The sequence below is a fragment of the Robertmurraya mesotrionivorans genome, assembly GCF_050971805.1.
Lineage (GTDB): Bacteria > Bacillota > Bacilli > Bacillales > Cytobacillaceae > Robertmurraya_A.
Genome location: NZ_JBPCCH010000004.1, coordinates 69,807 through 94,165, shown reverse-complemented (window position 1 = coordinate 94,165; position 24,359 = coordinate 69,807). Strand labels below are relative to the sequence as shown.

The following is a 24,359-nucleotide window of genomic DNA, read 5'->3' as shown; positions in this document are numbered from 1 at the left end:
CTTCCCCTTATTGTTCTTCTTTAATGCCCTTTTCCATTGCTTTCCACGCTAGAGTCGCACACTTAATTCGCGCTGGAAACTTGGAAACACCTTGTAATGCTTCTATATCACCTAAGTCTAGGCTATCATCGTATTCCTTGCCTTGCATCATTTGGGAAAACACTTCCGATAACTTTAATGCTTCTTCAAGCTTTTTCCCTTTGATGGCTTGCGTCATCATAGAAGCAGATGACATAGAGATTGAGCAGCCTTCCCCTTCAAATTTTGCATCCTTCACGACACCTTCCTCAAGCTTAAGTGTAAGCTGAATCCGGTCTCCACATGTTGGATTATTCATATTGATGGTTAGGCTATCGTTTTCTAAAACCCCTTTATTACGAGGGTTTTTGTAATGATCCATAATTACCTGTCTATAGAGGGTATCTAAATGATTAGAAGACATCGCTAAAATACTCCTTTGTTTTGATAAGCCCTTCCACAAGCTTATCAATCTCTTCTTCGGTGTTGTACAGGTAAAAGCTAGCACGAGCTGTTGCAGAAGCCTTTAGCCATTTCATTAGAGGCTGTGCACAATGATGACCAGCACGTACGGCAATACCTTCTGCGTCAAGCACTGTTGCCACATCATGCGGATGAACATCATCGATATTGAAAGTAACCACACCAGCACGAAGACCTGGATCTTTCGGACCGTATATCGTCATTCCTTCAATTCGTGATAATTTCTCCATCGCATAAGCAGCTAGCTTATGCTCGTGTGCTTCTATATTTTCTAAGCCAATTTGCTCTAGGAAATCAATCGCAGCCCCAAGTCCAACAGCTCCCGCAATAATTGGGGTACCTGCTTCAAACTTCCAAGGAAGCTCTTTCCAAGTAGATTCGTATAAATCTACAAAGTCGATCATTTCTCCACCTGTCTCAACTGGCTCCATTTTTTCTAAATGCTGTTTCTTCCCATAGAGAACTCCAATTCCAGTTGGTCCACACATTTTATGACCTGAAAAAGCAAGGAAGTCGCAGTCTAGATCCTGTACATCAATCTTCATATGAGGAGCAGCTTGGGCACCGTCAACCACCATTACCGCACCATTTTCATGAGCGATCTTGGCTATTTCTTTAATTGGGTTCATGACTCCTAAAACATTCGAAACCTTCATTACGGAAACAATCTTTGTATTCGAGGTAACTGTTGCTCTTACATCGTCTAGGCTAATTGTTCCATCCTCTTGAAGGGGAATGTACTTAAGAGTAGCACCGGTTTTCTTGGCTACTTGCTGCCAAGGAATAATATTGGCATGGTGCTCCATAAAGGTGATGACAATTTCATCACCCTCACGAAGATTGTCTGTACCATAGCTTTGGGCGACAAAGTTTAATGCTGTAGTCGCTCCACGAGTGAAGATAATCTCTTCCGTAGATTTTGCATTAATAAACCTTCTAACCTTTTCACGTGCCCCTTCATAAGCGTCGGTTGCTTTTGTACCAAGCGTGTGAACGCCTCGGTGCACATTCGAATTGTATTCTTTATAATACTTCTCTAACGTTTCGATTACCGAAACGGGCTTTTGAGAAGTCGCTGCGCTATCAAGATACACTAATGGTTTGCCGTTCACTTCTTGATGCAGAATCGGAAAGTGACTGCGAATATCCTGAATATTCATTATCTTACTTTCCTTTCGATAACTTCCACTAATTGCTTTTTCACACCTTCGATTGGAAGCTCGTTAACAACAGGAGCTAAGAATCCATGAATAACAAGGCGTTCTGCTTCTGTCTTAGGAATTCCACGGCTCATTAGGTAGTAAAGTTGAAGTGGATCCACGCGTCCTACTGAAGCGGCGTGTCCTGCCGTTACATCATCTTCATCAATAAGAAGAATTGGGTTAGCATCCCCACGTGCTTTTTCACTTAGCATTAATACGCGTGATTCTTGCTCCGCATTTGACTTGGTTGCACCGTATTCAATTTTTCCAATCCCGTTAAAGATAGAGGTAGCACTGTCTTTCGTCACACCATGCTTGAGGATTTGGCCATCCGTGTGCTTGCCCCAGTGAACAACACTTGTTGTGAAGTTTTGTGTTTGCTCCCCACGTCCAACAGTTACCATTTTCATGTCGCCAACTGAGCCATCTCCAACAAGGTTTGTCACGTTATCAGAAATAGTGTTGCCGTCATTCATTAAACCAAGTGCCCATTCAATACGAGAGTCACGTCCTGTCACTCCACGACGGTTTACATACGTTGTTACACCTTTAGCTAAAGTATCAACTGCACCGTATTGAACGGTAGCATTTGTACCTGTAACTACTTCCGTTACGATGTTAAAAATTGAGTTTGCTTCTTCTACCAATGAAATATAGTTTTCAACATAAGTGACAGAGCTATTGTCTTCAGCCACTACAAGAACATGGTTGAACACATTTGCTTCCTTGTCATCATGGATAAATACCGCTTGAACTGGTGCAGAAACTTCCACGTTTTTAGGAACATATAGGAATACTCCACCGTTCATAAATGCCGCATGAAGAGCAGTAAGCTTATGCTCATCAACCTTTACACCGTCTTTCATGAAGTACTTTTGTAAAAGGTCTCCATGCTCACGAGCAGCTGTAAAGATATCTACAAACACCACGCCTTGATTTTTCAGTTCTTCTGAAACAGAAAGAATCGTCGGGCGGTTATTGCGTTGAATGTATAATGTTTTCTCGCCTTCTTCTGTACCGATCAATGATTTTACTTCTTCCGGAAGATCAGAAGGAGAAGCATAATCTTCACTTTTAACAATATGCTTATCGAATTGAGTAAAGTTCCATTTTGTAATATTTGTTTTATCAGGTCTTGGAAGTGATAGGCTTTCAGCTGTCGCTAACGCATTTACGCGAAGTTCCGTTAACCAAGCTGGCTCACCCATCTCTTTTGAAAAAGAAGTCACATATTCCTTATCGAATGGTAATACGGTTTCTGTAGTCATGTCTGGTCCCCCTAACTTACGCTTCTTGCCCGACAGTTTCGTCCTCAATGCCAAGCTCTTTTTTAATCCAATCATATCCTTCAGCTTCTAAACGTTGAGCAAGTTCAGGGCCACCAGATTTAACGATACGTCCCTGCATCATTACGTGAACTTTGTCCGGTGTGATGTAGTTTAATAAACGTTGGTAGTGAGTGATCATTAAGCAACCAAACTCAGAGCTACGCATTTCGTTAATTCCTTTTGAAACAACCTTTAACGCGTCGATATCTAATCCAGAGTCGATTTCGTCAAGGATCGCAATCTTTGGCTGAATCATCATTAATTGTAGAATTTCGTTACGCTTCTTTTCTCCACCAGAGAACCCTTCGTTTAAGTAACGTTGAGCCATATCTGGATCCATTTCTAAAAACTCCATGTTTTTGTCCATTTGACGGATGAATTTCATTAAAGAAACTTCGTCTCCCTCTTCACGACGGCTGTTAACAGCTGAACGTAAGAAGTCCGCATTTGTTACCCCGCTAATTTCGCTTGGGTATTGCATCGCTAAAAATAGACCAGCACGAGCACGCTCATCTACTTCCATTTCAAGTACATCTTCTCCATCAAGAGAGATTGAACCAGAAGTTACTTCATATTTAGGATGTCCCATAATCGCAGAAGACAAAGTAGATTTACCAGTTCCGTTAGGTCCCATGATTGCGTGGATTTCTCCACCCTTAATTTCAAGAGTTACCCCTTTTAGAATTTCTTTTTCATCGATTGACACATGTAAATCCTTAATGGATAAAGTTGATCCTGACATATCTATTACCTCCGTAATTTGAAAGAAAATTAGTTATCTCTTTACTATAAAAACTTTATTTTCATTCTCATTTTATTCTCATTACAATCTTATAACAAATGAAATGTGATATCAACTCTTATGAACCTCTTCTCGACATATTACCTACCTATTTTTTTCTCCGACTATCTTTTCTATGTACGATACCATTGGCTCAACAGAAAAACCAGTGGAATTCTCCACTGGCCCTATATTTCTTCTATATTATATATAAGCTACTAGGCATGAACCCTACGATCCAAATCAGCAATCATTCTTTGACTTTGCAGATAATTTTGTTGCCTTGCTTTTTCAATTTTCATTCTAACCTTATGTCTTCGACTGTAGGTTTCATATCCCACCCCATGAGCTGCATACATCGCCTTTTCCATCTCACTCGTGTAGTTCAACCTTAGTTGACTGATAATGAATCCATCCCTTCCAAATATCGCTTTATTCGACTCTTTTGGTCACATCTATCGTAACACAGGTCAAATCTTTGGAACAAAGCCGAAAAAACACGATATTTAAGGATGAATACGAGTAATACTTTGTTAGAAAAACTTACCTTATGATTTCCAGTGTTTTCTTGCCAAATCCTCTCGATATGAGCTTAACTCACTGTTTTAATTGATTAAAATCATCCATTGTATCTTGTACAAGGGTAACGGCCTGGCTCAGAGCCGCTCCACCACCAAACGCTGCAGTAACCCCAACTGCTTCAAGAATTTCTTGCTCAGTTGCACCTTGATCCATGCATCCTTTGATATGGTAGATGATGCAATATTCATCCTGAGAATATAAGCTAATTCCAAGTGCAATTAATTGCTTTTGTTTTTGAGACAAGACTCCCTCTTTAAAGCATGCTTCTGTGAATGCATTAAAATGACTAGCGATATCTGGCATTTTCTGAGTAAACGTGCCAAGTCCTAGTTTATAATCATGTAGAGCTTCTTCACTCGGATTACTTGCAATAAATCCTTGATCCATTTGTCCCACTCCAGTCTTTAAATTATGTAGTATCACATATGTTAGTATCCTTGAAATAAGACAAATTATTACATAAAAAAAAACAGATGCCTCTTTAAGAGACATCTGCATTTCATATTATTCTGATACAGGTACTACAGCACCTTTGTACTTTTCAAGAATGAAATCTTGAATTTCTTTTGAGTGTAACACTTCTACTAAAGCTTTGATTGCTTCAGAGTTTTCGTCGTCCTTACGAACAGCGATTACGTTTACGTATGGAGACTCTTTGTCTTCGATTGCGATTGAATCTTCAATTGGGTTCAGACCTGCATCGATTGCATAGTTTGAGTTGATAAGTACTGCATCGCCTTCATTATTATTATAGATTTGTGGTAATAATGATGCTTCGTACTCTGTGTCAAAGTGAATTTTTTTAGGATTTTCTGCGATATCTTCAACCGTTGCTTCTACATTGTTTACGCCTTCTTTAAGAGTGATTAATCCCTCTTTTTCAAGCATTGTTAAAATACGACCGTGGTCTGCCACTGAGCTGCTCATGATGATATGTGCTCCTTCTGGAAGGTCATCTAAGCTCTTGTACTTTTTAGAGTACACACCCATTGGTTCGATATGGATTCCACCCGCATTAGCAAAATCATAGCCATGCTCAGCCATTTGAGACTCAAGGTAAGGAATATGTTGGAAATAGTTTGCATCAAGATCACCAGATTCTAACGCTTGGTTAGGTAGGATGTAATCTTGGAATGTTTCAATCTTTAATTCAAATCCTTTTTCCTCTAAAAGTGATTTTGCTTCTTCTAGAATTTCAGCATGTGGTACGTTAGAAGCTCCAACTACTAATTCAGTAGTTTCTGCTGCTTCTTCGCCTTCACCAGCGTTAGACTCATCTTCGTTCGCTGTACCGCAAGCTGCAAGAACTAGAGCAACTGCTAATGATAAAAATAAGCTTAAAAATTTCTTCATTTTTGTCTCTCCTATCTTTTGTCTAGTTTTGATGTTATAGAATCTCCAATAAATTGAATAATAAACACAATAATTAAAATGATGACAGTTGCCACAAAGGTTACGTCACTACGACTTCTTTGGAACCCTTCTAGATATGCTAGGTTTCCTAATCCACCCGCACCAATTACACCTGCCATTGCTGTATAACTCACCAAAGCAATAGCCGTAACCGTAATACCAGATACTAAAGCTGGCAGTGATTCAGGAATAAGCACCTTAAAGATAATCGTGCTTGTCTTAGCTCCCATGGATTTAGCCGCTTCAATAACTCCTTTATCAATCTCACGCAATCCGATTTCCACCATTCTCGCGTAAAACGGAGCCGCACCAATAATTAATGCTGGTAAAGCTGCATTTTCACCAATCATCGTACCAAGCAATGCTCTTGTAAAAGGTATTAGAAGAACAATTAATATAATAAAGGGAATCGAGCGGAAGATGTTCACTACAGAACTGATCACTTTATTCACTAAAATATTTTCCCAAATATTACCCTTAGCCGTTAAAAATAGTAAAAGTCCTAAAATTAAACCCAGAACAAATGTAATAACAACTGATATTGCTGACATATAAAGAGTTTCATTCGTTGCTTCAATCATTTTTTCCCAGTTCACGTTTGGTAAAAGTGTCTCAAGCATTCGAAATCACCTCCACTCCAACCTGTTGTGACTCGATATATGCAATGGCCTTTGAAAGTTCTTCCCTTTCCCCATCTAAGTGGATGAAAAGCGTTCCATAAGATCCATTTTGTGTTTGCGATATTTTCCCTTGCAGGATATTAACAGTCACTTGGTAATTACGAATAAGATTTGTAATCAGCGGTTGTTCTGCTGCTTCTCCAACAAAGCCTAGTTGTACGACTGTACCATGCGGGTACAGTTCTAATAGATGTTCAATCGTTTCCTTTGTTTCCTCCGGTTCAGTTACCTGCTGAACAAATCGTTTCGTAATTTCTTCCTTAGGATGCTTAAATACATCAAGTACTGGGCCGAGTTCAACGACCTTTCCACCTTCCATTACAGCTACACGATGACAAATCTTTCTAATGACGTGCATTTCATGGGTGATAAGGACAATGGTTAATCCTAAACGCTTATTAATATCAACTAATAGCTCTAGAATTGAATCTGTTGTTTGTGGATCAAGTGCAGATGTTGCCTCATCACAAAGGAGAACCTTTGGATTGTTAGCAAGTGCTCTCGCAATTCCTACTCTTTGTTTTTGCCCTCCACTCAATTGAGAAGGGTAAGCGTCTTCTCTTCCTTCTAGTCCAACTAAACGAATAAGCTCGTCTACTCTTTTCATTCTTTGCCCTTTAGGAACTCCTGCAATTTCAAGTGGAAATGCAATATTTTCTCTTACTGTTCGAGACCATAAAAGGTTAAAATGTTGGAAAATCATGCTTATTTCCTGTCTAGCTTTACGAAGGCTACTACCTTTAATTTTCGATACTTCATTATTTGCCACATTAACGGATCCCTCAGTAGGAATTTCTAACCCGTTCAGCATACGAATAAGCGTACTTTTCCCTGCACCACTATAACCGATAACACCGAAGATTTCTCCTTCAGTAATTTCTAGGTTTACATTATCAACAGCCGTTACTTTTCCTTGTCTTGAAGAATATATTTTTTTCACGTCTTTTATCGAGATCAAAGGTTTCTCCTCCTTCCATTTCCGATTATTCTGATAAAACTACATAGTATCATGCTACAGAAGGCTTCATTACAACTTAGGTTCTATCATTCGTACCATTCCTATTCGAATGAGAACTTTCTAAATGAACAAAAAAAACCTTTCTGCATGAGCAGAAAGGCAGAAACAATCACCTTTCTCTCATCTATCAAAGCAATACGCTTTGTGTGAATTGGCACCATTTCAATAATTTGACGGTTGCCGGGCTTCATAGGGCACATCCCTCCACCTCTCTTGATAAGAGCTTATCAATCTATATGAACTTTACGTTGTAGTCTTAATCACGATTGCTATCGTATCATGGAAAAATCGGGGTGTCAACGATAAATTTCGACAAAAATCTTATTGATTACACATTGCTAGTAAGCGAAGTTTTCCCTGTCGCCAGTGTAATCGCTTGCTCTAAGTCTTCAACTAAATCTTCAACATTTTCAATTCCGATTGATAGACGAATTAAATCCTCTGGAACACCTGCTGCTTTTAATCCCTCAGAGTCAAGCTGTTGATGAGTTGTGCTCGCAGGATGGATTACTAAGCTTTTTGCATCGCCAACATTGGCAACATGCGCCCAAAGTTTGAGACTATTTATAAACGTTGCTCCAGCCTCTCGACCTCCATCAATTCCAAAGACAACGATAGAACCTGCTCCTTTAGGTAAGTATTTCTTTGCAAGCTCATAGTCTGGATGCTTTTCATTTCCTGGATACATCACCCAATTAACCGCAGGATGTGCTTCTAGATACTCAACTACCTTCTTCGTATTTGCCACATGCTCCTTCATTCTCACATGCAAAGTTTCTAGACCAAGTGTGAATTGAAAGGCATTTTGAGGGCTTAATGCTGGACCTAGATCACGTAGTAATTGAACTCTTGCTTTCACAATATAAGCTGCAGCACCAATTGCCTCACTATATACAATATCATGATAGCTTGCATCAGGGGTTGTAAATCCAGGAAACTTCGACGAATTCCAATCAAACTTTCCGCCATCCACGATAATGCCTCCAAGCGTAGTACCATTTCCTAAAAGCCACTTTGTTGCCGAATGAATGACAATATCTGCACCATGTTCGATTGGACGACATAAATAAGGAGTCGCAAAGGTATTATCGATTACTAGCGGAATACCTGCATCATGTGCGATCTTTGCAACCTTTTCGATATCCAAAATTCGCAAGCTTGGGTTTCCAATGGTCTCTGCAAATACCGCCTTTGTTTTCTCTGTAATAGCTTGTTTAAAGTTCTCTGGATTGGTTGAATCCACAAACTTCACTTGAATCCCATATTTAGGTAGTGTTACGGCAAATAGATTATATGTACCTCCATATAGATTCGAAGCCGCAACGATTTCATCCCCTGCTTCAGCCAAGTTCAGAATCGCCAGTGTAATCGCTGCCATTCCACTCGCCACAGCGAGTGCTCCTACTCCACCTTCTAGCAGGGCCACTCTTTCTTCAAAAACAGTAGTAGTTGGATTATGAATGCGTGTATAAATATATCCCGGCTCAGCAAGTGCAAAAAGATTTGCAGCATGCTCTGTATTTTTAAACTGATAAGCATTGTTTTGATAGATTGGCACCGCTCTTGCTCCAGTAACAGGATCTGGGCTTAATCCACCATGTACACCAAGGGTTTCTAACCGATACTTCTTCTGATTTGTCATTCCATTCCCTCCCAAAACAATTTTTATAGTAAAAAATTTAAATATTACTTACATGCTTATATGGCTTTACTAAAAAGAACAAGGTTTCTAAGTATAAAGCTGTTCTAAATGTTGCTTGTAAGGAAATTAATTTCGATAAAGTTGCTTGTCTTAGTTTGATCTCCCCACAGAGCAAGGATATTATATGTTCCTTCTGTCCTTGGAGATATGCGTCAATATGATGATGATCTTTTTTGAATAGAAGTTCAACGTTCCCTTTATTTATATGGATAAAGAAGGCCTCATCTTCTGATCTAATACAAATAACGACTGGTGCCTTCTTTAAAAAAGGCAGTAAATGACTTCGGTTATTCCATTCATTCACTGTTCTTTGTAACTGAACAAGCATAGGTCTTCCCCCTCTAAATATACGATTACATATATATTCCACTCTGAGAGAAGCCTTACCTTTAATATCTTTTCGACAAATTTTCGGGGCGTTTGTCAGGGGTACCTAACAAGCGTTGTATCGAATGCTGTAGTTAGAGTTCATTTCCCGAGAAATATGTCTACTTTTTGAACGAAATTACTTTTACTGTCGAAGGGATCTAGGAATCCACAAATAAAAAAATCAGACAAGTACGTCTGATTCCTAAAAAGATCTTAAACTTTCATATAAAAATGGTACCGATTGAAAAGCATAAATTTTCTTAACCAGTTCATTGTTTCTTATAACAAGTAAACAGGGAACGGACTCAATCGAATATTGCTCAGCTAACGCCGGCACAAAATTCAGATCTGCCTTTAACCAGTTATGGTGTGGCAAAAGCTGTTCAACGACCGAGAGCATTTTTCCTGCTACTTGGCATGTACCACATAATGGTGTGTACAAGTAGAGAAATTTTGTTTCCTCAGCCGAGAGGAGCCATTCCCTGTTATAATCAAGCAATTCTTGCATGTTGTTACCCCTTCTTACACTTTGTCTAAAAATTGCGCAAAGACATCGATGTTTGCCCCGAGCAGTACAGTAGCTAAATGATGTTCTGGTGCAGTAGCGACCTCCCTGTAAGTTCGATCGATGTATAAATGGTCTGCTTCAGGAAATTCCCGTTTAAAAAGCCTTCGAAGCTTTTCTCCAGCTTCATCAGCATCAACAAGGATATAGACATCTTTTCCAAACAAATCATCAATGATTTCATCGAGCTTCGAAAGAGATATCGTTCCGTTCGTACAAATAATGTCTACAGGCTCCTTAATAACCTTTTGCACCTTCTTTTTGTCTGACGTACCTTCCACAATAATTACTTTTTCAGGTCTCATTTCAGTCATATGCATCACCTGTGAACATGTTGTATTTTCTTTACTTTATTCATTATTCTCGAAAGAGGTGTACAATTCCTCTAACTATTTACGATTATAAAAAAATAAACAGCGGAAATAAACCGCTGCCCTTGGATTAGCACCATCCACCTTCATCACAATCGGTATATCTTGGTTCGTCACTGGATGGAGTGGATACAAGCTGAAAAATCTTCTCCCCAGCGCTTTCAAAATGATGTTCAAGCTGCATATCACTTCCACTCGGTAAAGTTACCTTTCCGATTCTCTCGTTTTCTAGATAAAGTACAATTTCGCCATTTTGAAGCTTTCCGACAACACGGTCTGTAATATCTAATTTACCTTGCTGCAAAGTCATGTTGTTAGCCATCCCTTTCTTTTCTGTTATACGTGTAGCATGCCCATGTTTGCTAGAAAAAAAAGAGACAATAAAAGACACCTAAAAAGGTGCCTTTTGTATTAGTCTTCGTTAATCATTTCTTCGTATTGCTCAGCTGTCATTAAGTTATCCACTTCACTAGCGTCAGTTGGCTCAACAACAATCATCCAAGCTTTTTCGTATGGTGACTCATTGACGAACTCTGGGCTGTCGTTTAAGTCTTCGTTTACTTCTACTACTTTTCCGCTTACTGGAGCGTAAAGTTCAGAAACTGTTTTAACAGATTCAACGCTACCGAATGGCTCATCAGCAGTTACTGTGTCACCCACTTCTGGAAGTTCAACAAACACGATGTCACCAAGCTCCGATTGAGCGAAATGTGTAATACCGATACGAACGGTATTTCCTTCTGTTTTTACCCATTCATGTTCTTCAGAATAACGTAGATCCTTTGGTGTACTCACGATAAAACCCCTCCATATTATGTATTAATTGTTGGTTACTTTGTAAGCCATACTTTTTCATAGTCTGCTTCCTTAAAGCCAAGCGTTACTTTCTCTCCATCTGTTAGCAATGGGCGCTTGATTAACATTCCGTCCGAGGCAAGAAGCTCAAGAAGCTCGTCCTCTGAAGATGTTGCAATTTTATCTTTCACACCAAGCTCACGATATTTTTGTCCGCTTGTGTTGAAGAATTTTTTCAGCTCAAGTCCACTTGCTTTATAGTAGGATTCCAGTTCCGCTTTTGAAGGAGGCTGCTCTACGATATGTACCTCTTGATACTCAATATTGTGAGAATCCAGCCATTTTTTCGCGTTTCGACAGGTTCCACATTTCGGATACCAATAGAAGGTCAATGCCATGTTACCACCATCCTTTTACACTTTCAATTGCATATTAACATAATTAGGTACAAATTCATAACTTTGACTACGAAATTTTTGGGGAATTTTGAAGTTATTGAATTCTAAAAATGCATATTGCTTATAGGGTATTGGAGGAACGTAAATAAGCTCCTTGAATAGCAAGTAATTAACTAGAATTGCAAGTAAACCTTTTGAATGGCAGGTAAAATTTCAGAATCGCAAATATATCTTCAGGTTAGCAAGTAAATTTCCAGAATCGCAAATAAATGTCTTTAATTTTAAAATTCCCACCAAAATTTACGTAATTTATTATAAATACCTCTCTTTTGGTACCAAAACACCCCCTTCAAATAGATGAAGGGGGGATTCACTCTAGTTATAGGACAAATTTTTCTGCTTCGATTAGTTTTTCTGATGCTTCACGCTTTTTCGCAATGACGTTGATTGGTGTGTGTCTTGTAAATTTGCGAAGGGCGGAGATCATCATGCGCAGGGCGTCACCTGTTTCTGTTGCAACAAGTGTTTCTTTTGCATGCTGCTCAATTTCATTGAACGCTTCTTGACAGAAGATTTGTGTGTATAAAAGCTTTTGCTTGCTCTTTTCTTCCCCGTCCTTAGCAATTGCTTTTTCTGTTCGTAGAACCACTGATTCCATGGCATACGCATTGGATACGATATCGGCGATGTTTACTAAGATTTCCTGCTCACTCTCAAGCGCTTTGCCAAACTTTTGAGCCGCTAGGCCTGCCGCAAGAAGGCCGATTTTCTTCGCATTTTTCACTAAATACTTCTCTTGAGCTAGCGGCTCATCCCCTGGCTCTTCTGGCATGAGCATCATGAGCTCTTCTTGAAGAGCTTGAGCTTTCTGGAATAACGGAAGCTCTCCTTTAAATGCTTTTCTTAAATAAGTACCTGGCACTAATAGACGATTGATTTCGTTGGTTCCTTCAAAAATTCGGTTAATTCTAGAGTCGCGGTACACTCGTTCGATTTCATACTCGCTCATAAAACCGTAGCCACCGTGAAGCTGTACCCCTTCGTCCGCTACATAATCCAACACTTCCGTTGCGAAGAATTTGTTCAATGAACACTCGATTGCGTATTCAGCAATCGATGCTGCTACCGCTTTCCCATTTTTCACTTCTTCGTCCGATAGCTTGCTCATGCGTTCTTCAAAAAGTCCGACAGTACGGTATACAGAGCTTTCTGCCGCATAGATTTTGGAAGCCATTGTTGCTAGTTTTTCTTTTGTTAGATTGAATTGAGATAGCTTTGTTTTAAATTGTTGGCGTTGGTTCGTGTACTTAGTCGTAATTTCAAATGCCGCCTTAGAACCTCCAACTGCCCCTACCCCAAGCTTATAACGACCAATATTTAAAATGTTAAAGGCAATAATATGACCTTTGCCATACTCTCCTAATAGGTTTTCAACCGGTACTTGAGCATCTTCTAAAATCAAAGTACGAGTGGAAGAACTCTTAATCCCCATTTTCTTTTCTTCTGGACCAACAGACACTCCCGAAAACTCTCTTTCAACGATAAAAGCAGAGAAGTGCTCGCCATCAATTTTTGCATAAACAACAAATACATCTGCAAATCCTGCGTTTGTAATCCATTGCTTTTCTCCGTTAAGCACATAATGCGTTCCTTCTGCATTTAATACAGCCGTTGTTCTTGCCCCTAATGCATCTGAACCCGATCCTGGCTCTGTTAATGCATAGGCAGCCAGCTTTTCACCAGTTGCTAGTGTAGGTAAGTATTTTTGCTTTTGGTCTTCGTTCCCGAACAACACGATTGGTAACGACCCGATACCAACATGTGCACCGTGTGAAATCGAGAAACCACCCGCACGAGACATTTTTTCAGCGATTAGTGCAGAACTAATTTTATCAAGAGCCAAACCGCCATACTCTTCCGGAACGTCAGCCCCTAGAAGACCGAGTTCACCTGCTTCTTTTAAAAGCTTTACCGAACGGTCGAACTCATGGTTTTCGATATGCTCCACTTGTGGGAGAACTTCATTGGTAACGAAGTCCTCCGTCATTTTTGCGATCATTTTTTGCTCATCTGTATAATCCTCTGGAGTAAAGACTCGTTCATAGGAAACATCTTCGATTAAAAAGCTTCCACCTTTAATTAATTTATCTGTTTGATTAGTCATCTTTTTTCCTCCGTTCTTTTATAAAAGTTCGAATACACCGGCAGCTCCCATTCCGCCACCGATACACATCGTGACAACCCCAAATTGTTGATTGCGTCGCTTCATTTCGTGAATTAGAGAAAGGGTTAACTTCGCACCGGTACAGCCAAGTGGATGACCTAGTGCAATAGCTCCTCCATTCACGTTCACCTTCTCTTCATCAAGCCCTAGCTCACGAATCACTTGAATCGATTGAGAGGCGAAGGCTTCATTTAGTTCAAATAACCCGATATCTGATAACTCTAATCCAGCAAGCTTTAATGCTTTAGGAATTGCTACAACTGGACCGATCCCCATAATTTCAGGTGGCACGCCTCCAACGGCGAATGATCGGAATTTGACAAGTGGCGCGAGTCCTGCAGCCTCTGCTTTTTCACGATCCATAACCATGACGGCTGCGGCTCCATCACTTGTTTGCGAGGAATTCCCTGCTGTAACGGTTCCTGTTACCGAAAAGGCCGGACGAAGCTTCGCCAGTGTTTCTACCGTTGACTCAGGACGAACTCCCTCGTCTTGGCTAAAAATGAATGGTTTTTCGATTAGTTTATTGTCTTTTCCGACCGAGCGTAGAATAACATCTACTGGTACAATTTCATCAACAAACTTTCCTTCTTGAAGGGCTTTTGCTGCTTTTTGGTGACTTCTTACTGCAAAAGCATCCTGATCTTCACGAGAAATCCCAAATTTTCTTGCTACCTCTTCGGCTGTGTGCCCCATCCCCATATAGTATTGTGGCGCTGTCTCAGCCAGTTTGACATTTGGTCTTACTACATGACCCATCATCGGTACTAAGCTCATTGATTCTGCTCCTCCAGCAATGATGGTGTCGGCATGACCAATCATGATCTTTTCTGCCGCGTAGGCAATCGACTGAAGCCCTGATGAACAATAACGGTTGATGGTAATTGCAGGCACTGTATCAGGAAGTCCTGCAAGCGCCCCAATATTTCTTGCCATATTTAACCCTTGCTCTGCTTCAGGCATGGCACAGCCAATAATTAAGTCATCAATATTTCCATCGTAATTTCCTGCTCGCTTTAAAGTCTCTTTTACAACCAGTGCACCAAGGTCATCAGGTCTAACACTGGCAAGCGACCCTTTTTTTGATTTTCCCACTGGAGTTCGTGCTCCAGCAACGATAACCGCTTCTCTCATCACGTTCCCTCGCTTCCTATTTATGCTATAACTCTATCAATCTATTAGTTGCGTAATGGTTTTCCTTTTAGAAGCATATGCTGCATTCTTGCTTGTGATTTTGGCTCTGCAATTAAGTTCAAGAATGCCTCTTTTTCAAGGTCAAGCAAGTATTGTTCATCAACTTCTGTTCCAAATGGCACTTTTCCGCCCGCAATCACATAAGCTAGTTTCTTTGCAATTTTCAAATCGTGCTCTGAAATATATCCGGAGTAATGCATCGTTTGTGCCCCTAGAAGTAAGGTGGCGTAGCCCGTTTCACCGACTACTGGAATCTTCTTTCGGACTGGTGGCTTATACCCTTTGTCATAAAGTGCTAGAACAGCCTGCTTTGCGTCATAAAGCTGGTGGTCTCCGTTTACACTGACAGCATCTGCTTTATTCAAGAAGTTGTTTTCACGCGCTTCCTCTCCCGATGTGGACACCTTTGCCATCGCAATCGTTTCAAACACTTTATTCGCAACGTTTTGAAGGTCAAATGGAACTCCGTTTGGCATGCTGTTTAAAAACTTCATGTATAGCTCTTTGTTACCGCCACCTCCAGGGATAAGACCTACCCCGACTTCCACGAGTCCCATGTACGTTTCCATTGTCGCTTGAATATGCGCAGCTGGTAGGCAAACCTCTGTACCACCACCAAGGGTCATCGCAAATGGTGCGGCAACGACTGGCTTTGTACTGTACTTAATTTTCATCATCGCTTGTTGGAAGTGACGAACGACCATATCAATTTCAAAAATATTATCATCCTGTGCTTCCATAAGAATCATCGCAAGGTTCGCACCGACGCAGAAGTTCTTACCTTGATTCCCAATCACTAAGCCCTTGAAATTCTTTTCCACTTCTTCAACAGCAAAATTAATCATTTGCACAATATCGAGCCCAATCGCATTACTTTGTGAGTGGAATTCTAGAAGGGCTACTCCATCTCCAAGATCAATCAAGCTAGCACCACTATTCTTCTTGATAACGCCACGCTGTTTTTTGATTTTTTTCAGGTTGATAACCTTTGGGTTTTCTTCTACAAGCTTGTAATCACCATTGGTATAGAAGTAAAGATCACCGTTTTCTTCTTCCTTATAAAAGCTTGTATGACCATTTGCTAACATTTCCTTTACCCAGCTTGGAACGGTGTGCCCGTCTTTCTCCATTTTGGTAATTGATTTTTCTAGCCCAATGGCATCCCATACTTCAAATGGACCTTGCTCCCAACCGAAGCCCCATTTCATGGCACGGTCAATCGCGACAATATCATCGGCAATCGTACCGAGTAAATCCGCAGAATACACAAGTACCGGACTAAAAATATTCCATAGTAGTTCTCCTGCACGATCGTTCGCATATACAAGCGCTTTCATTTTATTTACTAAGCCTTTTTCCTGTTTGCTCAATTCAACGGAGGCGGTTTTTAATTTTTTTCGTTCCACGTATTCAAGAGTGGCCGGATCTAATTCGAGTATTTCTTTTCCTTTTTTCAGGAAGAACCCTTGACCAGATTTGCTTCCAAACCAACCTTTTTCAAGCATTTGATTCATGAAGGCAGGTACCTCAAATACTTCTTTCTCTTCACCATCCACTTGGTCATACACGTTTTTTGCTACGTGCGCAAATGTATCTAGTCCAACCACATCTAATGTACGGAAGGTTGCACTCTTTGGTCGTCCGATTAGCGGTCCGGTTACAGAATCCACTTCTCCAACGCTGTATCCACCTTTTAACATTTCCCTTACTGTAACTAACAGACCGTACGTACCAATTCGGTTAGCGATAAAATTTGGCGTGTCCTTAGCAACAACAACGCCTTTTCCGAGAATATCTTCCCCGTACTGCTTCATAAAATGAAGTACATCGGGTGAAGTATGTTGAGTTGGAATGATTTCTAAAAGCTTTAAGTATCTAGGCGGATTAAAAAAGTGAGTACCAAGGAAATGCTTTTGGAAGTCTTCAGAGCGGCCTTCTGCCATCGCCTCTACAGAAATACCAGATGTATTTGAACTTACAAAGCTGCCAGGCTTTCGATATTGATCAACCTTCTCGAAAATCTGCTGCTTAATGGCTAGGTTTTCTACAACCACTTCAATGATCCAGTCAACTTCGCTGAGTCTTGATAGATCATCGTCAAAATTTCCTGCTTCGATGAGGGCTAAATTACTTTTTGAGGTTAATGGTGCAGGTTTTTGCTTTAACAACTTTTGAAGAGCTGTTTGGCTGATACGATTTCTTACCGCTTTATCTTCTAGTGTTAACCCCTTTTTCTTCTCGTCGTCAGTTAGTTCGCGCGGTACAATATCTAATAACAATGTTGGAATCCCGATATTAGCAAGGTGTGCGGCAATACCAGACCCCATTACCCCCGAGCCTAAAACGGCAGCTTTTTTAATTTGTTGGATCAACTTTTGTCTCCCCCTTTAGCTTTTTTGAGTGGATTCGGTAGTTTGAATGAACATTCATTCATTTTTGGTTACTTTTATCATAAGATATTTAAAAATTTTACGCAATCCTTTGTCGTTGAAATTTGAAAATTTTTTGAAATTTACATTATTTTATGCGACCAATAGAATCCTATGATTGTGGATATGTTATACACGAGGAAAAAAGTTTGGGGGTGTACCTATGGCAAAGATAAAGAAAAACCCATCAAAGGCTGGAGTTAGTGCCGCTAGTGTTAAGGGTGATGCAGGCCCAACTGTTGAAAATGATGGTGGTGGAAAAAGAAACAGCCAGAACAACCAGTATAAAAAATAATGATGAGTGTACCCGCACTGGATTTGGTGTCGGGTACGTTTTTTGTTGAGGGGGTAGATGAAATAATAAAAACCCACTCAAACGAATGGGCAGTTCCACTTTTACTTTTTAAGCATTCCCTTCAACACAAAGGCTACATTTGCTGGGCGCTCGGCTAGGCGGCGCATGAAGTAGCCGTACCAGTCGATTCCATATGGGACGTATACTCTCATTTTATAACCTTCTTTAACTAGCTCTATTTGCCTTTCCGGGCGGATGCCGTAGAGCATCTGGAACTCAAATTGGTCGTTGCTGATGCGATTGTTTTTGACGAGCTGCTTGGTGTATTCAATGATCGCATCATCATGGGTGGCAACGGCCGTGTAGTTTCCGTTTAGCATATGCCTATTTATGATTTTTTTAAAATTGGCATCGACGTCCTTTTTATCAGGAAATGCTACTTCAGGGGATTCTTTGTATGCCCCCTTCACAAGTCGTAAATTTGGATGGTACTCATTCAGCTCCTCGATATCCTTTTCCGTTCGATATAAATAGGCCTGAATGACTGTACCTACATTGTTGTATTCACTTTTTAATAGCTTAAAAATATCGATCGTTTTCTGCGCACGAGAGTAGTCTTCCATATCTATGGTTACGAACACATCGTTCTTTTCCGCTGCTTCAAGTATTCTTCTCATATTGTAAAGAACGACGTCATCTGAAATATCTAATCCCATCGACGTCATTTTTAATGATAATTGTGATTGAAGTTTTTCCCGTCCGATGGCTTCTATTGCAAGTATTGAATTGTCGGCCATTTCATTTGCTTCTTTCTCATTGTCGACAAATTCGCCTAAATAATCGATTGTAACGAGTAGACCTTTTTTATTGAGGTCTTGAATGACACGTGTTGCGAGTTCAATCGTTTCACCAGCAACAAATCGTGATGCCCCGAATCGCAATCCATACCGCTTTGCTAGTTTAGTTAATGCTTTATTTTTAGAAAGGAATAGAAAGAAATCTCTCATCAGTTGTTCCATTGTGATATCCCTCCTGCAAGCGTTTACTATAGCTATATGAAAAGGAAAAGCTAAGCGTTTCATACTGTCATTTTACCATTTCCGTTCGTCATTTCCTACGATGATGGGAAGGAATCGAACAAGATCGAACCATGAAAAAACCGAGCCCATTGGACCCGGTTTTATTTCTTCGCTTGTCTGTGCGCTTCATTTAATTCTTTGATTTCATTAATCGTTTCCTTAATCTCATTCTTAGCATCAGGATATGTTTCGTTCCAATGCTTAACGAGAGCTGGCATTGACTTGCTCATGTGAGAGTACAGGATCCACGCCTTCACTTTTTCCACATGATCACCATCTGCCTCACCTAGTAGCAACTCGGTATATTTGGTTAGTAATCCATTGATCTTTTCATCTAGGTTATTGCTCACGAGTTCCCTCCGTTCTTATGTGCCTTTTTTGGTCGATTACAAGTTTGTGGACAAATTTTACAACGATCCGGTGTTCCTGTTAAGGCATAAAAGAAGCAGCAAGTGGTTCGTACACGAACTTCTTCTCCAAGCTCAGGAATATAACGTTTTTTATGAAAATGCTTTTTAATTGGATTTTCATGATAAATCCCAAACAATGATCCAGGTGCTTGTTGTGCAATAAAGTGTAAGTCTTCCACTGCACGCAAACAAACCTCTTCCTCTTCATATTCAGATAAAATGGATTCATATAGCCAAAAAATATAAATCGCAATATTTTCCCATAATACGAGTTTGGATTGTTTTGACTCCGTCTTCACACTCTCCACAATGGGAGTTACGATATTGGAGAAAAAGTCAGCAATGGCTTCATATCTCCATTGGGCTCTATCACCTTCTGGTTCACTAATACTCCACTCTGAGAAATAAAAAGTAGGAAGCCATAGTGGATCTTGTTCGTCTGTTTGAAGATGCATATGCTCAAGATTGATATGAATTCGTTTGTTAAAAGCGGTCATCGCATACAAATAAATAGCTGATAAAAAAGCGTATCTTTTAATAAACATGGAAGCTGTCACTTTTACATTAGGCGACCCAATATGCTCGGAAGCACGACTGATAAAGGTTCGAAGCTGATCTTTTTGAAGAAGCTCACTTAACGTAATCGATAGATCAGATTCCTGATGAACTTTTTCCAATGTAAATCGATAATTCTTCAGTTGACTTAATTCTGTTTCTGAAAAAAAGTTATCCATTTACTGCTCCTGCCTGTCTAAATACCGTTCTTCCCTTTCCATATGGGATGCAAAGCGGCGTCCCGAATAAAGGGTCAATGGAAATTTCACAATCCATTTCGAATACCTTCTTCACAAGACCTCTTGTCACTACATCCTCGGGCTTCCCCATTGCTGCTATTTTCTTGTCCTTTACTGCCACAATATTATGCGCATAACGACACGCTAAATTTAAGTCATGAAGCACCATCACGATCGTGCGATTTTCCCTCTCATTCAGCTCAAATAATAAATCTAGTATTTCAATTTGATGTGTCATATCTAAATAGGTGGTTGGTTCATCAAGAAGAATAAAATCGGTATCCTGTGCTAATGTCATCGCAATCCATGCTCTTTGACGTTGACCACCTGAAAGTGAATCCACTGACCGTTCCTTTAAATCGAGCAACCCGGTTGCTTCAAGCGCTTTATAGACCTTCTCTTCATCCTCACTAGACCATTGCTTAAGCCATGTTTGGTAGGGATAGCGGCCTTGCTTCACCAATTGAAGAACCGTCAGACCTTCAGGTGCAACCGGTCCTTGCGGCAACACGGCCATTTGCTTTGCCACATCCTTTGAGGACATCTTTGCAATCTCTTTTCCATTTAATACGATTTCCCCGCTTTTGGGCTTTAATAACCGAGCAATCGAGCGTAAAAGAGTTGATTTTCCACATCCATTGCCACCTATGAATACAGTAATTTCGCCTTTCGGGATCGTCAAATCTAATTCATCTATAATGATGGAGTCACCATATGATAGAGTTAATTGTTTTGTTTCAATGGCTTTTTTCATCCTTATTTGCACTCCTTCCCTGACATTATGCATTTCTTGTTTTAAAAAGAAGATAAATAAAGTACGGTGCACCGATACCTGCTGTAAAAACGCCTGCTGGAATCTCTAATGGAGAGAACATGGTTCGGCCAATCAAATCGGCCACCATGACCAAAATGGCACCGATCAAAGCGGAGACCGGAAGTAATGCCCCATAGACTGAGCCCACTAGACGGCGAGCCATATGTGGTGCCATTAAACCAACGAATCCAATTCCTCCGGCAAAGGCAACAGAACTTCCTATTAAAGCTGTGCTTATGAGCAACAGCACAAATCTTAGTTTTTGCACATGAGTCCCTACACTTGTGGCTACATCATCACCTAATCCTAGTACATTCACTTTTCTAGCCATAAAAAAGGTAACCAACATGAGAGTGAATGCCCACGGTACAATCGTAAACACATTGGTCCAAGTTGAGCCATGGACCGTTCCAGTAATCCAGATATTTGCTTGGCTTGCCCGGTAGATCGGGCCAAGGAGCATCATCATCGTAGTTAGTGCTTGAAAAAGGGCTGATAACCCGATCCCTATTAGTACAAGGCGAACCGGGGACACTCCGTTTTTCCATGCAAAGATATAGACGAGTAAACCCGCAACAGCCGATCCAATAAAAGCTGCAAGCGGCATCCATTGAATGCTAACCGTTAACGCATTGCTTTCATTACTAAAGATGGCCAAAAATAACACAACGGCTGTTGATGCTCCGCCAGTAATTCCAAGAACATCTGGAGACGCTAGTGGATTTCTAATCATCCCTTGCAAAATGCCCCCAGCTACAGCCAGTGACATTCCCACGACTAAAGCGACAATGATCCTTGGCAGACGAAAGGATTGAATCACGAGCTTTTCCATTTCCGTTCCCCCACCAAAGAAAACCGAGACAACCGTGACAGGGTTTATTTTCATATCACCTAAACCGGTGCTAATAATGAAAACAGCCATTGTTACTAGCAGCAAGCAAAGCATGACAAAGCTTGCTTTTCTATCTATTAATATAGACACTTTCCCTTGAAACCATCGAAGATTTTGATATTGCTTCACTTTGCGTTAACCCCCCTTCTAGCAATATAGATAAAGAAAGGAGTCCCTATGATCGCTGTCATCACGCCGACTGGTACTTCCTCAGGCATAATGACATACCTTGCAAGAATATCAGCCAAAAGCAAAAGAATGGCTCCTAAAAATGCGGAATAAGGAATGACCCATTTATGATCAATTCCTACAATACTTCTTGTAATATGTGGAATCACAATTCCAATAAAGCCGACAGGACCAGCCACAGCTACCGACCCACCTGCTAATAAAATGACAATTAGACCAATTCCAAGTTTTAATAAACCGGTACGAATACCGAGTGCTTTAGCCACATCTTCTCCCATTGATAGAACGTTAAGCTTGGAGGCGAGAAGTAATGCACCAACCCATCCAACGACGAAGTATGGGATAACAGAAACAAGAATTTCGAGTTTTCTCCCTTGAATAGAACCAGCTAACCAAAACAATACTTGATCGAGTGCGACTTCACTTAATACAAGAAAACCTTGTGTAAAGGAGGAAAACATCGCAGCAATGGCAGCACCAGCCAATGTTAGCTTCATCGGAGTTAGTCCTTCTCGTCCGAGCGACCCGATGAAATAGACGCTGATAGCAGCAACAGCTGCACCAAGAAAAGCAATCCACGCAAAGGCTTGTAAATGACTGACTTGAAAAAGTGAGACTGCTATAACCACTGCAAAACCTGCTCCAGCATTGATACCAAAAATGCTAGGTGAAGCCAATGGATTCTTTGTTAATGTTTGCATCAAAGCACCTGCGATGGCGAGACTACTACCTACTGCCGCAGCAATTAATGCTCTTGGCAATCGAACCGTTTCAATAACTAAATGCTCGTTTGATCCATTATTGTTTTGAAACGCTTCCCATGCCATTTTCCACGACGTATCAGTATATCCATATACAATACTTGCACCTATTAAATAGAGAAATAATAAAACGACAAAAATAAGTCCGACAATTCTTTGAGAATTATTTTTTAACAGCATCCTTCTTATCCTTTACTATATATTGTTTCTGCTTACAAGATTCAGTCTATTGGATGCCATACACACTGTCAATGATTTTGAGAATCATTTTCAGTAAGTAATACCCTGAATTTTATTATCTAAATGAAAATAAATCTCAATTATCTATTGACACCCTTTTCAATTCATTTTATGATAATACCCGTAAGTGAAAATGATTATCATTAACAATTACATACATTCATTGTAGGAGGAACTTATGAAACTTATTAAATTTTCTTTCACTATGTTAACCATTTTAATTCTTAGTCTTCTAGCAGCATGCGGAAGCAACGAAGAATCGTCCACAGGTAGCGATAATGAAGATGCAAAGACGGAAAATACAAGCTATACCGTTGAGCACGCAATGGGGACAACCACTATTCCTGATACACCTAAAAAGGTTGTTATTTTAACAAATGAAGGAACAGAAGCATTATTGGCATTAGGAGTCACACCTGCTGGAGCGGTTCAATCTTGGACAGCAAATGGAGATCCTTGGTATGAGCATATTGCTGATGACATGAAGGATGTTCAAGTGGTTGGATTTGAAACAGATACACAAGTAAATCTTGAAGCGATTGCTGCTTTACAACCGGATTTAATTATTGGAAACAAAATGCGTCAAGAATCGATTTACGATCAATTAAGTGCAATTGCTCCTACTGTATTCTCTGAAACATTACGCGGAGACTGGAAGGAAAACTTTGAGCTTTACGCAAAGGCGTTAAATAAAGTTGAAGAAGGAAACAAAGTGATTTCTGATTACGATACTCGTGTTGCTGACTTGAAAACAGAGCTCGGTGACCAACTTCAGAAAAAAGTATCCATCGTCCGTTTCCTAGCAGCTGATGTGCGTATTTATCAAAAGGACTCTTTCTCTGGTGTGGTACTAGATCAATTAGGTTTTGCTCGTCCTGAAAGTCAAGATGTGAATGAATTCGCGATCAAAGGTGCAACAAAAGAACAGATTCCATTGATGGATGGCGACACTCTATTCTATTTCACTTATGAAACAGGTGACGGAGCAGCAACTCAAGTAGAGAAGGAATGGATTGAAGATCCACTATTTAAAAACCTTGAGGTTGCCAAGCAAGGAAATGTTTATAAAATCGATGATGCCATCTGGAATACAGCTGGCGGAGTTATCGCAGCAAACCTGATGCTTGATGACATCGAAAAGTATTTCTTACAATAAGTTAACTTCTTAAATTTGATATAAATGACTAGCTCTGATTTCTTACCCCCCTCAACGGAAATCGAGCACTCCCCTAACTAAAAAGCGTAAGCAGCTTGATCAGTCCCGACAGGCATAAGACGAGCTCTGAAGGAAAGGCCCCCCTTTCCGTAGGGGCTTGGCTTATGACCCCGAGGG

The 24,359-nt window shown here is 40.3% G+C and carries 27 protein-coding genes and 1 riboswitch; of the genes, 2 read left to right on the top strand and 25 right to left on the bottom strand.

Annotated features, from left to right (window positions below; translation table 11 throughout):
* Positions 1-7: 7 nt before the first annotated feature.
* The 19 genes from sufU to ACRX5O_RS08845 form a co-directional block, all read right to left on the bottom strand.
* Positions 8-442 carry a Fe-S cluster assembly sulfur transfer protein SufU gene (gene sufU, locus ACRX5O_RS08935; RefSeq protein ID WP_433905616.1) on the bottom strand — a complete coding sequence of 145 codons (435 nt, stop codon included), beginning with the start codon at positions 440-442 and terminating at the stop codon, positions 8-10.
* On the bottom strand, positions 432-1,661 hold the full coding sequence (locus ACRX5O_RS08930; RefSeq protein WP_433905615.1) for a cysteine desulfurase: 1,230 nt from the start codon (positions 1,659-1,661) through the stop codon (positions 432-434). The genes sufU and ACRX5O_RS08930 overlap by 11 nt, the downstream gene beginning before the upstream one ends.
* Positions 1,661-2,971 (bottom strand): Fe-S cluster assembly protein SufD, encoded by a 1,311-nt coding sequence (gene sufD / locus ACRX5O_RS08925; protein ID WP_433905614.1) that lies wholly within the window; start codon positions 2,969-2,971, stop codon positions 1,661-1,663. Before sufD ends, ACRX5O_RS08930 begins: the two co-directional genes overlap by 1 nt.
* Positions 2,972-2,987: 16 nt before the next feature.
* Entirely contained in the window at positions 2,988-3,773 is a 786-nt protein-coding gene (gene sufC, locus ACRX5O_RS08920; protein WP_433905613.1) for a Fe-S cluster assembly ATPase SufC, read from the bottom strand.
* A gap of 257 nt (positions 3,774-4,030) precedes the next feature.
* A complete protein-coding gene (locus ACRX5O_RS08915) occupies positions 4,031-4,171 on the bottom strand; it encodes a YuzK family famiily protein (protein WP_433905612.1) in 141 nt (46 codons plus the stop codon).
* A gap of 238 nt (positions 4,172-4,409) precedes the next feature.
* Positions 4,410-4,781 carry a carboxymuconolactone decarboxylase family protein gene (locus ACRX5O_RS08910; RefSeq protein WP_433905611.1) on the bottom strand — a complete coding sequence of 124 codons (372 nt, stop codon included), beginning with the start codon at positions 4,779-4,781 and terminating at the stop codon, positions 4,410-4,412.
* A 117-nt stretch (positions 4,782-4,898) separates the two neighbouring features.
* A complete protein-coding gene (locus ACRX5O_RS08905) occupies positions 4,899-5,747 on the bottom strand; it encodes a MetQ/NlpA family ABC transporter substrate-binding protein (RefSeq protein ID WP_433905610.1) in 849 nt (282 codons plus the stop codon).
* An 11-nt stretch (positions 5,748-5,758) separates the two neighbouring features.
* Positions 5,759-6,427 carry a methionine ABC transporter permease gene (locus ACRX5O_RS08900; RefSeq protein WP_433905609.1) on the bottom strand — a complete coding sequence of 223 codons (669 nt, stop codon included), beginning with the start codon at positions 6,425-6,427 and terminating at the stop codon, positions 5,759-5,761.
* Entirely contained in the window at positions 6,420-7,445 is a 1,026-nt protein-coding gene (locus ACRX5O_RS08895) for a methionine ABC transporter ATP-binding protein (RefSeq protein WP_433905608.1), read from the bottom strand. Before ACRX5O_RS08895 ends, ACRX5O_RS08900 begins: the two co-directional genes overlap by 8 nt.
* A 177-nt stretch (positions 7,446-7,622) precedes the next feature.
* Positions 7,623-7,728: riboswitch (SAM riboswitch) on the bottom strand.
* Positions 7,729-7,833: 105 nt separating this feature from the next.
* Entirely contained in the window at positions 7,834-9,147 is a 1,314-nt protein-coding gene (locus ACRX5O_RS08890; protein WP_433905607.1) for an O-acetylhomoserine aminocarboxypropyltransferase/cysteine synthase family protein, read from the bottom strand.
* 37 nt (positions 9,148-9,184) lie between these two features.
* Positions 9,185-9,535 carry a hypothetical protein gene (locus tag ACRX5O_RS08885; RefSeq protein ID WP_433905606.1) on the bottom strand — a complete coding sequence of 117 codons (351 nt, stop codon included), beginning with the start codon at positions 9,533-9,535 and terminating at the stop codon, positions 9,185-9,187.
* Between the two features lie 243 nt (positions 9,536-9,778).
* Positions 9,779-10,084 carry a thioredoxin family protein gene (locus ACRX5O_RS08880; RefSeq protein WP_433905605.1) on the bottom strand — a complete coding sequence of 102 codons (306 nt, stop codon included), beginning with the start codon at positions 10,082-10,084 and terminating at the stop codon, positions 9,779-9,781.
* A gap of 14 nt (positions 10,085-10,098) precedes the next feature.
* Complete coding sequence (locus ACRX5O_RS08875) at positions 10,099-10,455, bottom strand: toprim domain-containing protein (protein ID WP_433905604.1); 357 nt, start codon at positions 10,453-10,455, stop codon at positions 10,099-10,101.
* A 127-nt stretch (positions 10,456-10,582) separates the two neighbouring features.
* Positions 10,583-10,822, bottom strand: coding sequence for a YusG family protein (locus ACRX5O_RS08870; RefSeq protein WP_433905603.1), 240 nt, complete (start codon positions 10,820-10,822; stop codon positions 10,583-10,585).
* Between the two features lie 101 nt (positions 10,823-10,923).
* On the bottom strand, positions 10,924-11,307 hold the full coding sequence (gcvH, locus tag ACRX5O_RS08865) for a glycine cleavage system protein GcvH (RefSeq protein ID WP_119709834.1): 384 nt from the start codon (positions 11,305-11,307) through the stop codon (positions 10,924-10,926).
* Positions 11,308-11,342: 35 nt separating this feature from the next.
* Positions 11,343-11,705 carry an arsenate reductase family protein gene (locus ACRX5O_RS08860; RefSeq protein ID WP_433905602.1) on the bottom strand — a complete coding sequence of 121 codons (363 nt, stop codon included), beginning with the start codon at positions 11,703-11,705 and terminating at the stop codon, positions 11,343-11,345.
* 379 nt (positions 11,706-12,084) lie between these two features.
* The gene (locus ACRX5O_RS08855) at positions 12,085-13,869 is read right to left on the bottom strand and encodes an acyl-CoA dehydrogenase FadE (protein WP_433905601.1); all 1,785 of its coding nucleotides are present in this window, start codon (positions 13,867-13,869) and stop codon (positions 12,085-12,087) included.
* An 18-nt stretch (positions 13,870-13,887) separates the two neighbouring features.
* On the bottom strand, positions 13,888-15,063 hold the full coding sequence (locus ACRX5O_RS08850) for an acetyl-CoA C-acetyltransferase (protein WP_433905865.1): 1,176 nt from the start codon (positions 15,061-15,063) through the stop codon (positions 13,888-13,890).
* A gap of 44 nt (positions 15,064-15,107) precedes the next feature.
* Complete coding sequence (locus ACRX5O_RS08845; RefSeq protein ID WP_433905864.1) at positions 15,108-17,492, bottom strand: 3-hydroxyacyl-CoA dehydrogenase/enoyl-CoA hydratase family protein; 2,385 nt, start codon at positions 17,490-17,492, stop codon at positions 15,108-15,110.
* A gap of 223 nt (positions 17,493-17,715) precedes the next feature.
* On the opposite strand from ACRX5O_RS08845, the gene ACRX5O_RS08840 reads away from it, so the two are divergent.
* Positions 17,716-17,847: a YuzL family protein gene (locus ACRX5O_RS08840; protein WP_251517458.1), complete on the top strand. Its 132-nt coding sequence runs from the start codon at positions 17,716-17,718 to the stop codon at positions 17,845-17,847.
* A gap of 101 nt (positions 17,848-17,948) precedes the next feature.
* Here the strand turns inward: ACRX5O_RS08840 and ACRX5O_RS08835 are convergent, their stop codons facing one another.
* The 6 genes from ACRX5O_RS08835 to ACRX5O_RS08810 all read right to left on the bottom strand — a co-directional run bounded on the left by ACRX5O_RS08835 (position 17,949) and on the right by ACRX5O_RS08810 (position 22,966).
* Positions 17,949-18,866: a proline dehydrogenase family protein gene (locus ACRX5O_RS08835; protein WP_433905600.1), complete on the bottom strand. Its 918-nt coding sequence runs from the start codon at positions 18,864-18,866 to the stop codon at positions 17,949-17,951.
* Positions 18,867-19,027: 161 nt separating this feature from the next.
* On the bottom strand, positions 19,028-19,276 hold the full coding sequence (locus ACRX5O_RS08830) for a YusU family protein (protein WP_433905599.1): 249 nt from the start codon (positions 19,274-19,276) through the stop codon (positions 19,028-19,030).
* On the bottom strand, positions 19,273-20,070 hold the full coding sequence (locus ACRX5O_RS08825; RefSeq protein ID WP_433905598.1) for an IucA/IucC family C-terminal-domain containing protein: 798 nt from the start codon (positions 20,068-20,070) through the stop codon (positions 19,273-19,275). Before ACRX5O_RS08825 ends, ACRX5O_RS08830 begins: the two co-directional genes overlap by 4 nt.
* Positions 20,063-20,884 (bottom strand): ABC transporter ATP-binding protein, encoded by an 822-nt coding sequence (locus tag ACRX5O_RS08820; protein ID WP_433905597.1) that lies wholly within the window; start codon positions 20,882-20,884, stop codon positions 20,063-20,065. The genes ACRX5O_RS08825 and ACRX5O_RS08820 overlap by 8 nt, the downstream gene beginning before the upstream one ends.
* Positions 20,885-20,909: 25 nt before the next feature.
* Positions 20,910-21,965 carry a FecCD family ABC transporter permease gene (locus tag ACRX5O_RS08815; RefSeq protein WP_433905596.1) on the bottom strand — a complete coding sequence of 352 codons (1,056 nt, stop codon included), beginning with the start codon at positions 21,963-21,965 and terminating at the stop codon, positions 20,910-20,912.
* Positions 21,962-22,966, bottom strand: a complete 1,005-nt coding sequence (locus ACRX5O_RS08810) for a FecCD family ABC transporter permease (protein ID WP_433905595.1) — start codon at positions 22,964-22,966, stop codon at positions 21,962-21,964. The genes ACRX5O_RS08815 and ACRX5O_RS08810 overlap by 4 nt, the downstream gene beginning before the upstream one ends.
* 238 nt (positions 22,967-23,204) lie before the next feature.
* On the opposite strand from ACRX5O_RS08810, the gene ACRX5O_RS08805 reads away from it, so the two are divergent.
* Positions 23,205-24,182, top strand: a complete 978-nt coding sequence (locus ACRX5O_RS08805; RefSeq protein ID WP_433905594.1) for an ABC transporter substrate-binding protein — start codon at positions 23,205-23,207, stop codon at positions 24,180-24,182.
* The last annotated feature ends 177 nt before the right edge of the window (positions 24,183-24,359 follow it).

Bases quoted from the DNA above. Each gene is read 5' to 3' on its own strand.
- ACRX5O_RS08890 (WP_433905607.1), bottom strand. From the start codon at position 9,147: ATGACAAATCAGAAGAAGTATCGGTTAGAAACCCTTGGTGTACATGGT.
- ACRX5O_RS08930 (WP_433905615.1), bottom strand. From the start codon at position 1,661: ATGAATATTCAGGATATTCGCAGTCACTTTCCGATTCTGCATCAAGAA.
- ACRX5O_RS08820 (WP_433905597.1), bottom strand. From the start codon at position 20,884: ATGAAAAAAGCCATTGAAACAAAACAATTAACTCTATCATATGGTGAC.
- ACRX5O_RS08835 (WP_433905600.1), bottom strand. From the start codon at position 18,866: ATGGAACAACTGATGAGAGATTTCTTTCTATTCCTTTCTAAAAATAAA.
- ACRX5O_RS08855 (WP_433905601.1), bottom strand. From the start codon at position 13,869: ATGACTAATCAAACAGATAAATTAATTAAAGGTGGAAGCTTTTTAATC.
- ACRX5O_RS08915 (WP_433905612.1), bottom strand. From the start codon at position 4,171: ATGTATGCAGCTCATGGGGTGGGATATGAAACCTACAGTCGAAGACAT.
- sufC (WP_433905613.1), bottom strand. From the start codon at position 3,773: ATGTCAGGATCAACTTTATCCATTAAGGATTTACATGTGTCAATCGAT.
- ACRX5O_RS08860 (WP_433905602.1), bottom strand. From the start codon at position 11,705: ATGGCATTGACCTTCTATTGGTATCCGAAATGTGGAACCTGTCGAAAC.
- ACRX5O_RS08880 (WP_433905605.1), bottom strand. From the start codon at position 10,084: ATGCAAGAATTGCTTGATTATAACAGGGAATGGCTCCTCTCGGCTGAG.
- ACRX5O_RS08805 (WP_433905594.1), top strand. From the start codon at position 23,205: ATGAAACTTATTAAATTTTCTTTCACTATGTTAACCATTTTAATTCTT.
- ACRX5O_RS08810 (WP_433905595.1), bottom strand. From the start codon at position 22,966: ATGCTGTTAAAAAATAATTCTCAAAGAATTGTCGGACTTATTTTTGTC.
- sufD (WP_433905614.1), bottom strand. From the start codon at position 2,971: ATGACTACAGAAACCGTATTACCATTCGATAAGGAATATGTGACTTCT.
- sufU (WP_433905616.1), bottom strand. From the start codon at position 442: ATGTCTTCTAATCATTTAGATACCCTCTATAGACAGGTAATTATGGAT.
- ACRX5O_RS08850 (WP_433905865.1), bottom strand. From the start codon at position 15,063: ATGAGAGAAGCGGTTATCGTTGCTGGAGCACGAACTCCAGTGGGAAAA.
- ACRX5O_RS08825 (WP_433905598.1), bottom strand. From the start codon at position 20,070: ATGGATAACTTTTTTTCAGAAACAGAATTAAGTCAACTGAAGAATTAT.
- ACRX5O_RS08875 (WP_433905604.1), bottom strand. From the start codon at position 10,455: ATGACTGAAATGAGACCTGAAAAAGTAATTATTGTGGAAGGTACGTCA.
- ACRX5O_RS08910 (WP_433905611.1), bottom strand. From the start codon at position 4,781: ATGGATCAAGGATTTATTGCAAGTAATCCGAGTGAAGAAGCTCTACAT.
- ACRX5O_RS08870 (WP_433905603.1), bottom strand. From the start codon at position 10,822: ATGACTTTGCAGCAAGGTAAATTAGATATTACAGACCGTGTTGTCGGA.
- ACRX5O_RS08885 (WP_433905606.1), bottom strand. From the start codon at position 9,535: ATGCTTGTTCAGTTACAAAGAACAGTGAATGAATGGAATAACCGAAGT.
- ACRX5O_RS08840 (WP_251517458.1), top strand. From the start codon at position 17,716: ATGGCAAAGATAAAGAAAAACCCATCAAAGGCTGGAGTTAGTGCCGCT.
- ACRX5O_RS08900 (WP_433905609.1), bottom strand. From the start codon at position 6,427: ATGCTTGAGACACTTTTACCAAACGTGAACTGGGAAAAAATGATTGAA.
- ACRX5O_RS08905 (WP_433905610.1), bottom strand. From the start codon at position 5,747: ATGAAGAAATTTTTAAGCTTATTTTTATCATTAGCAGTTGCTCTAGTT.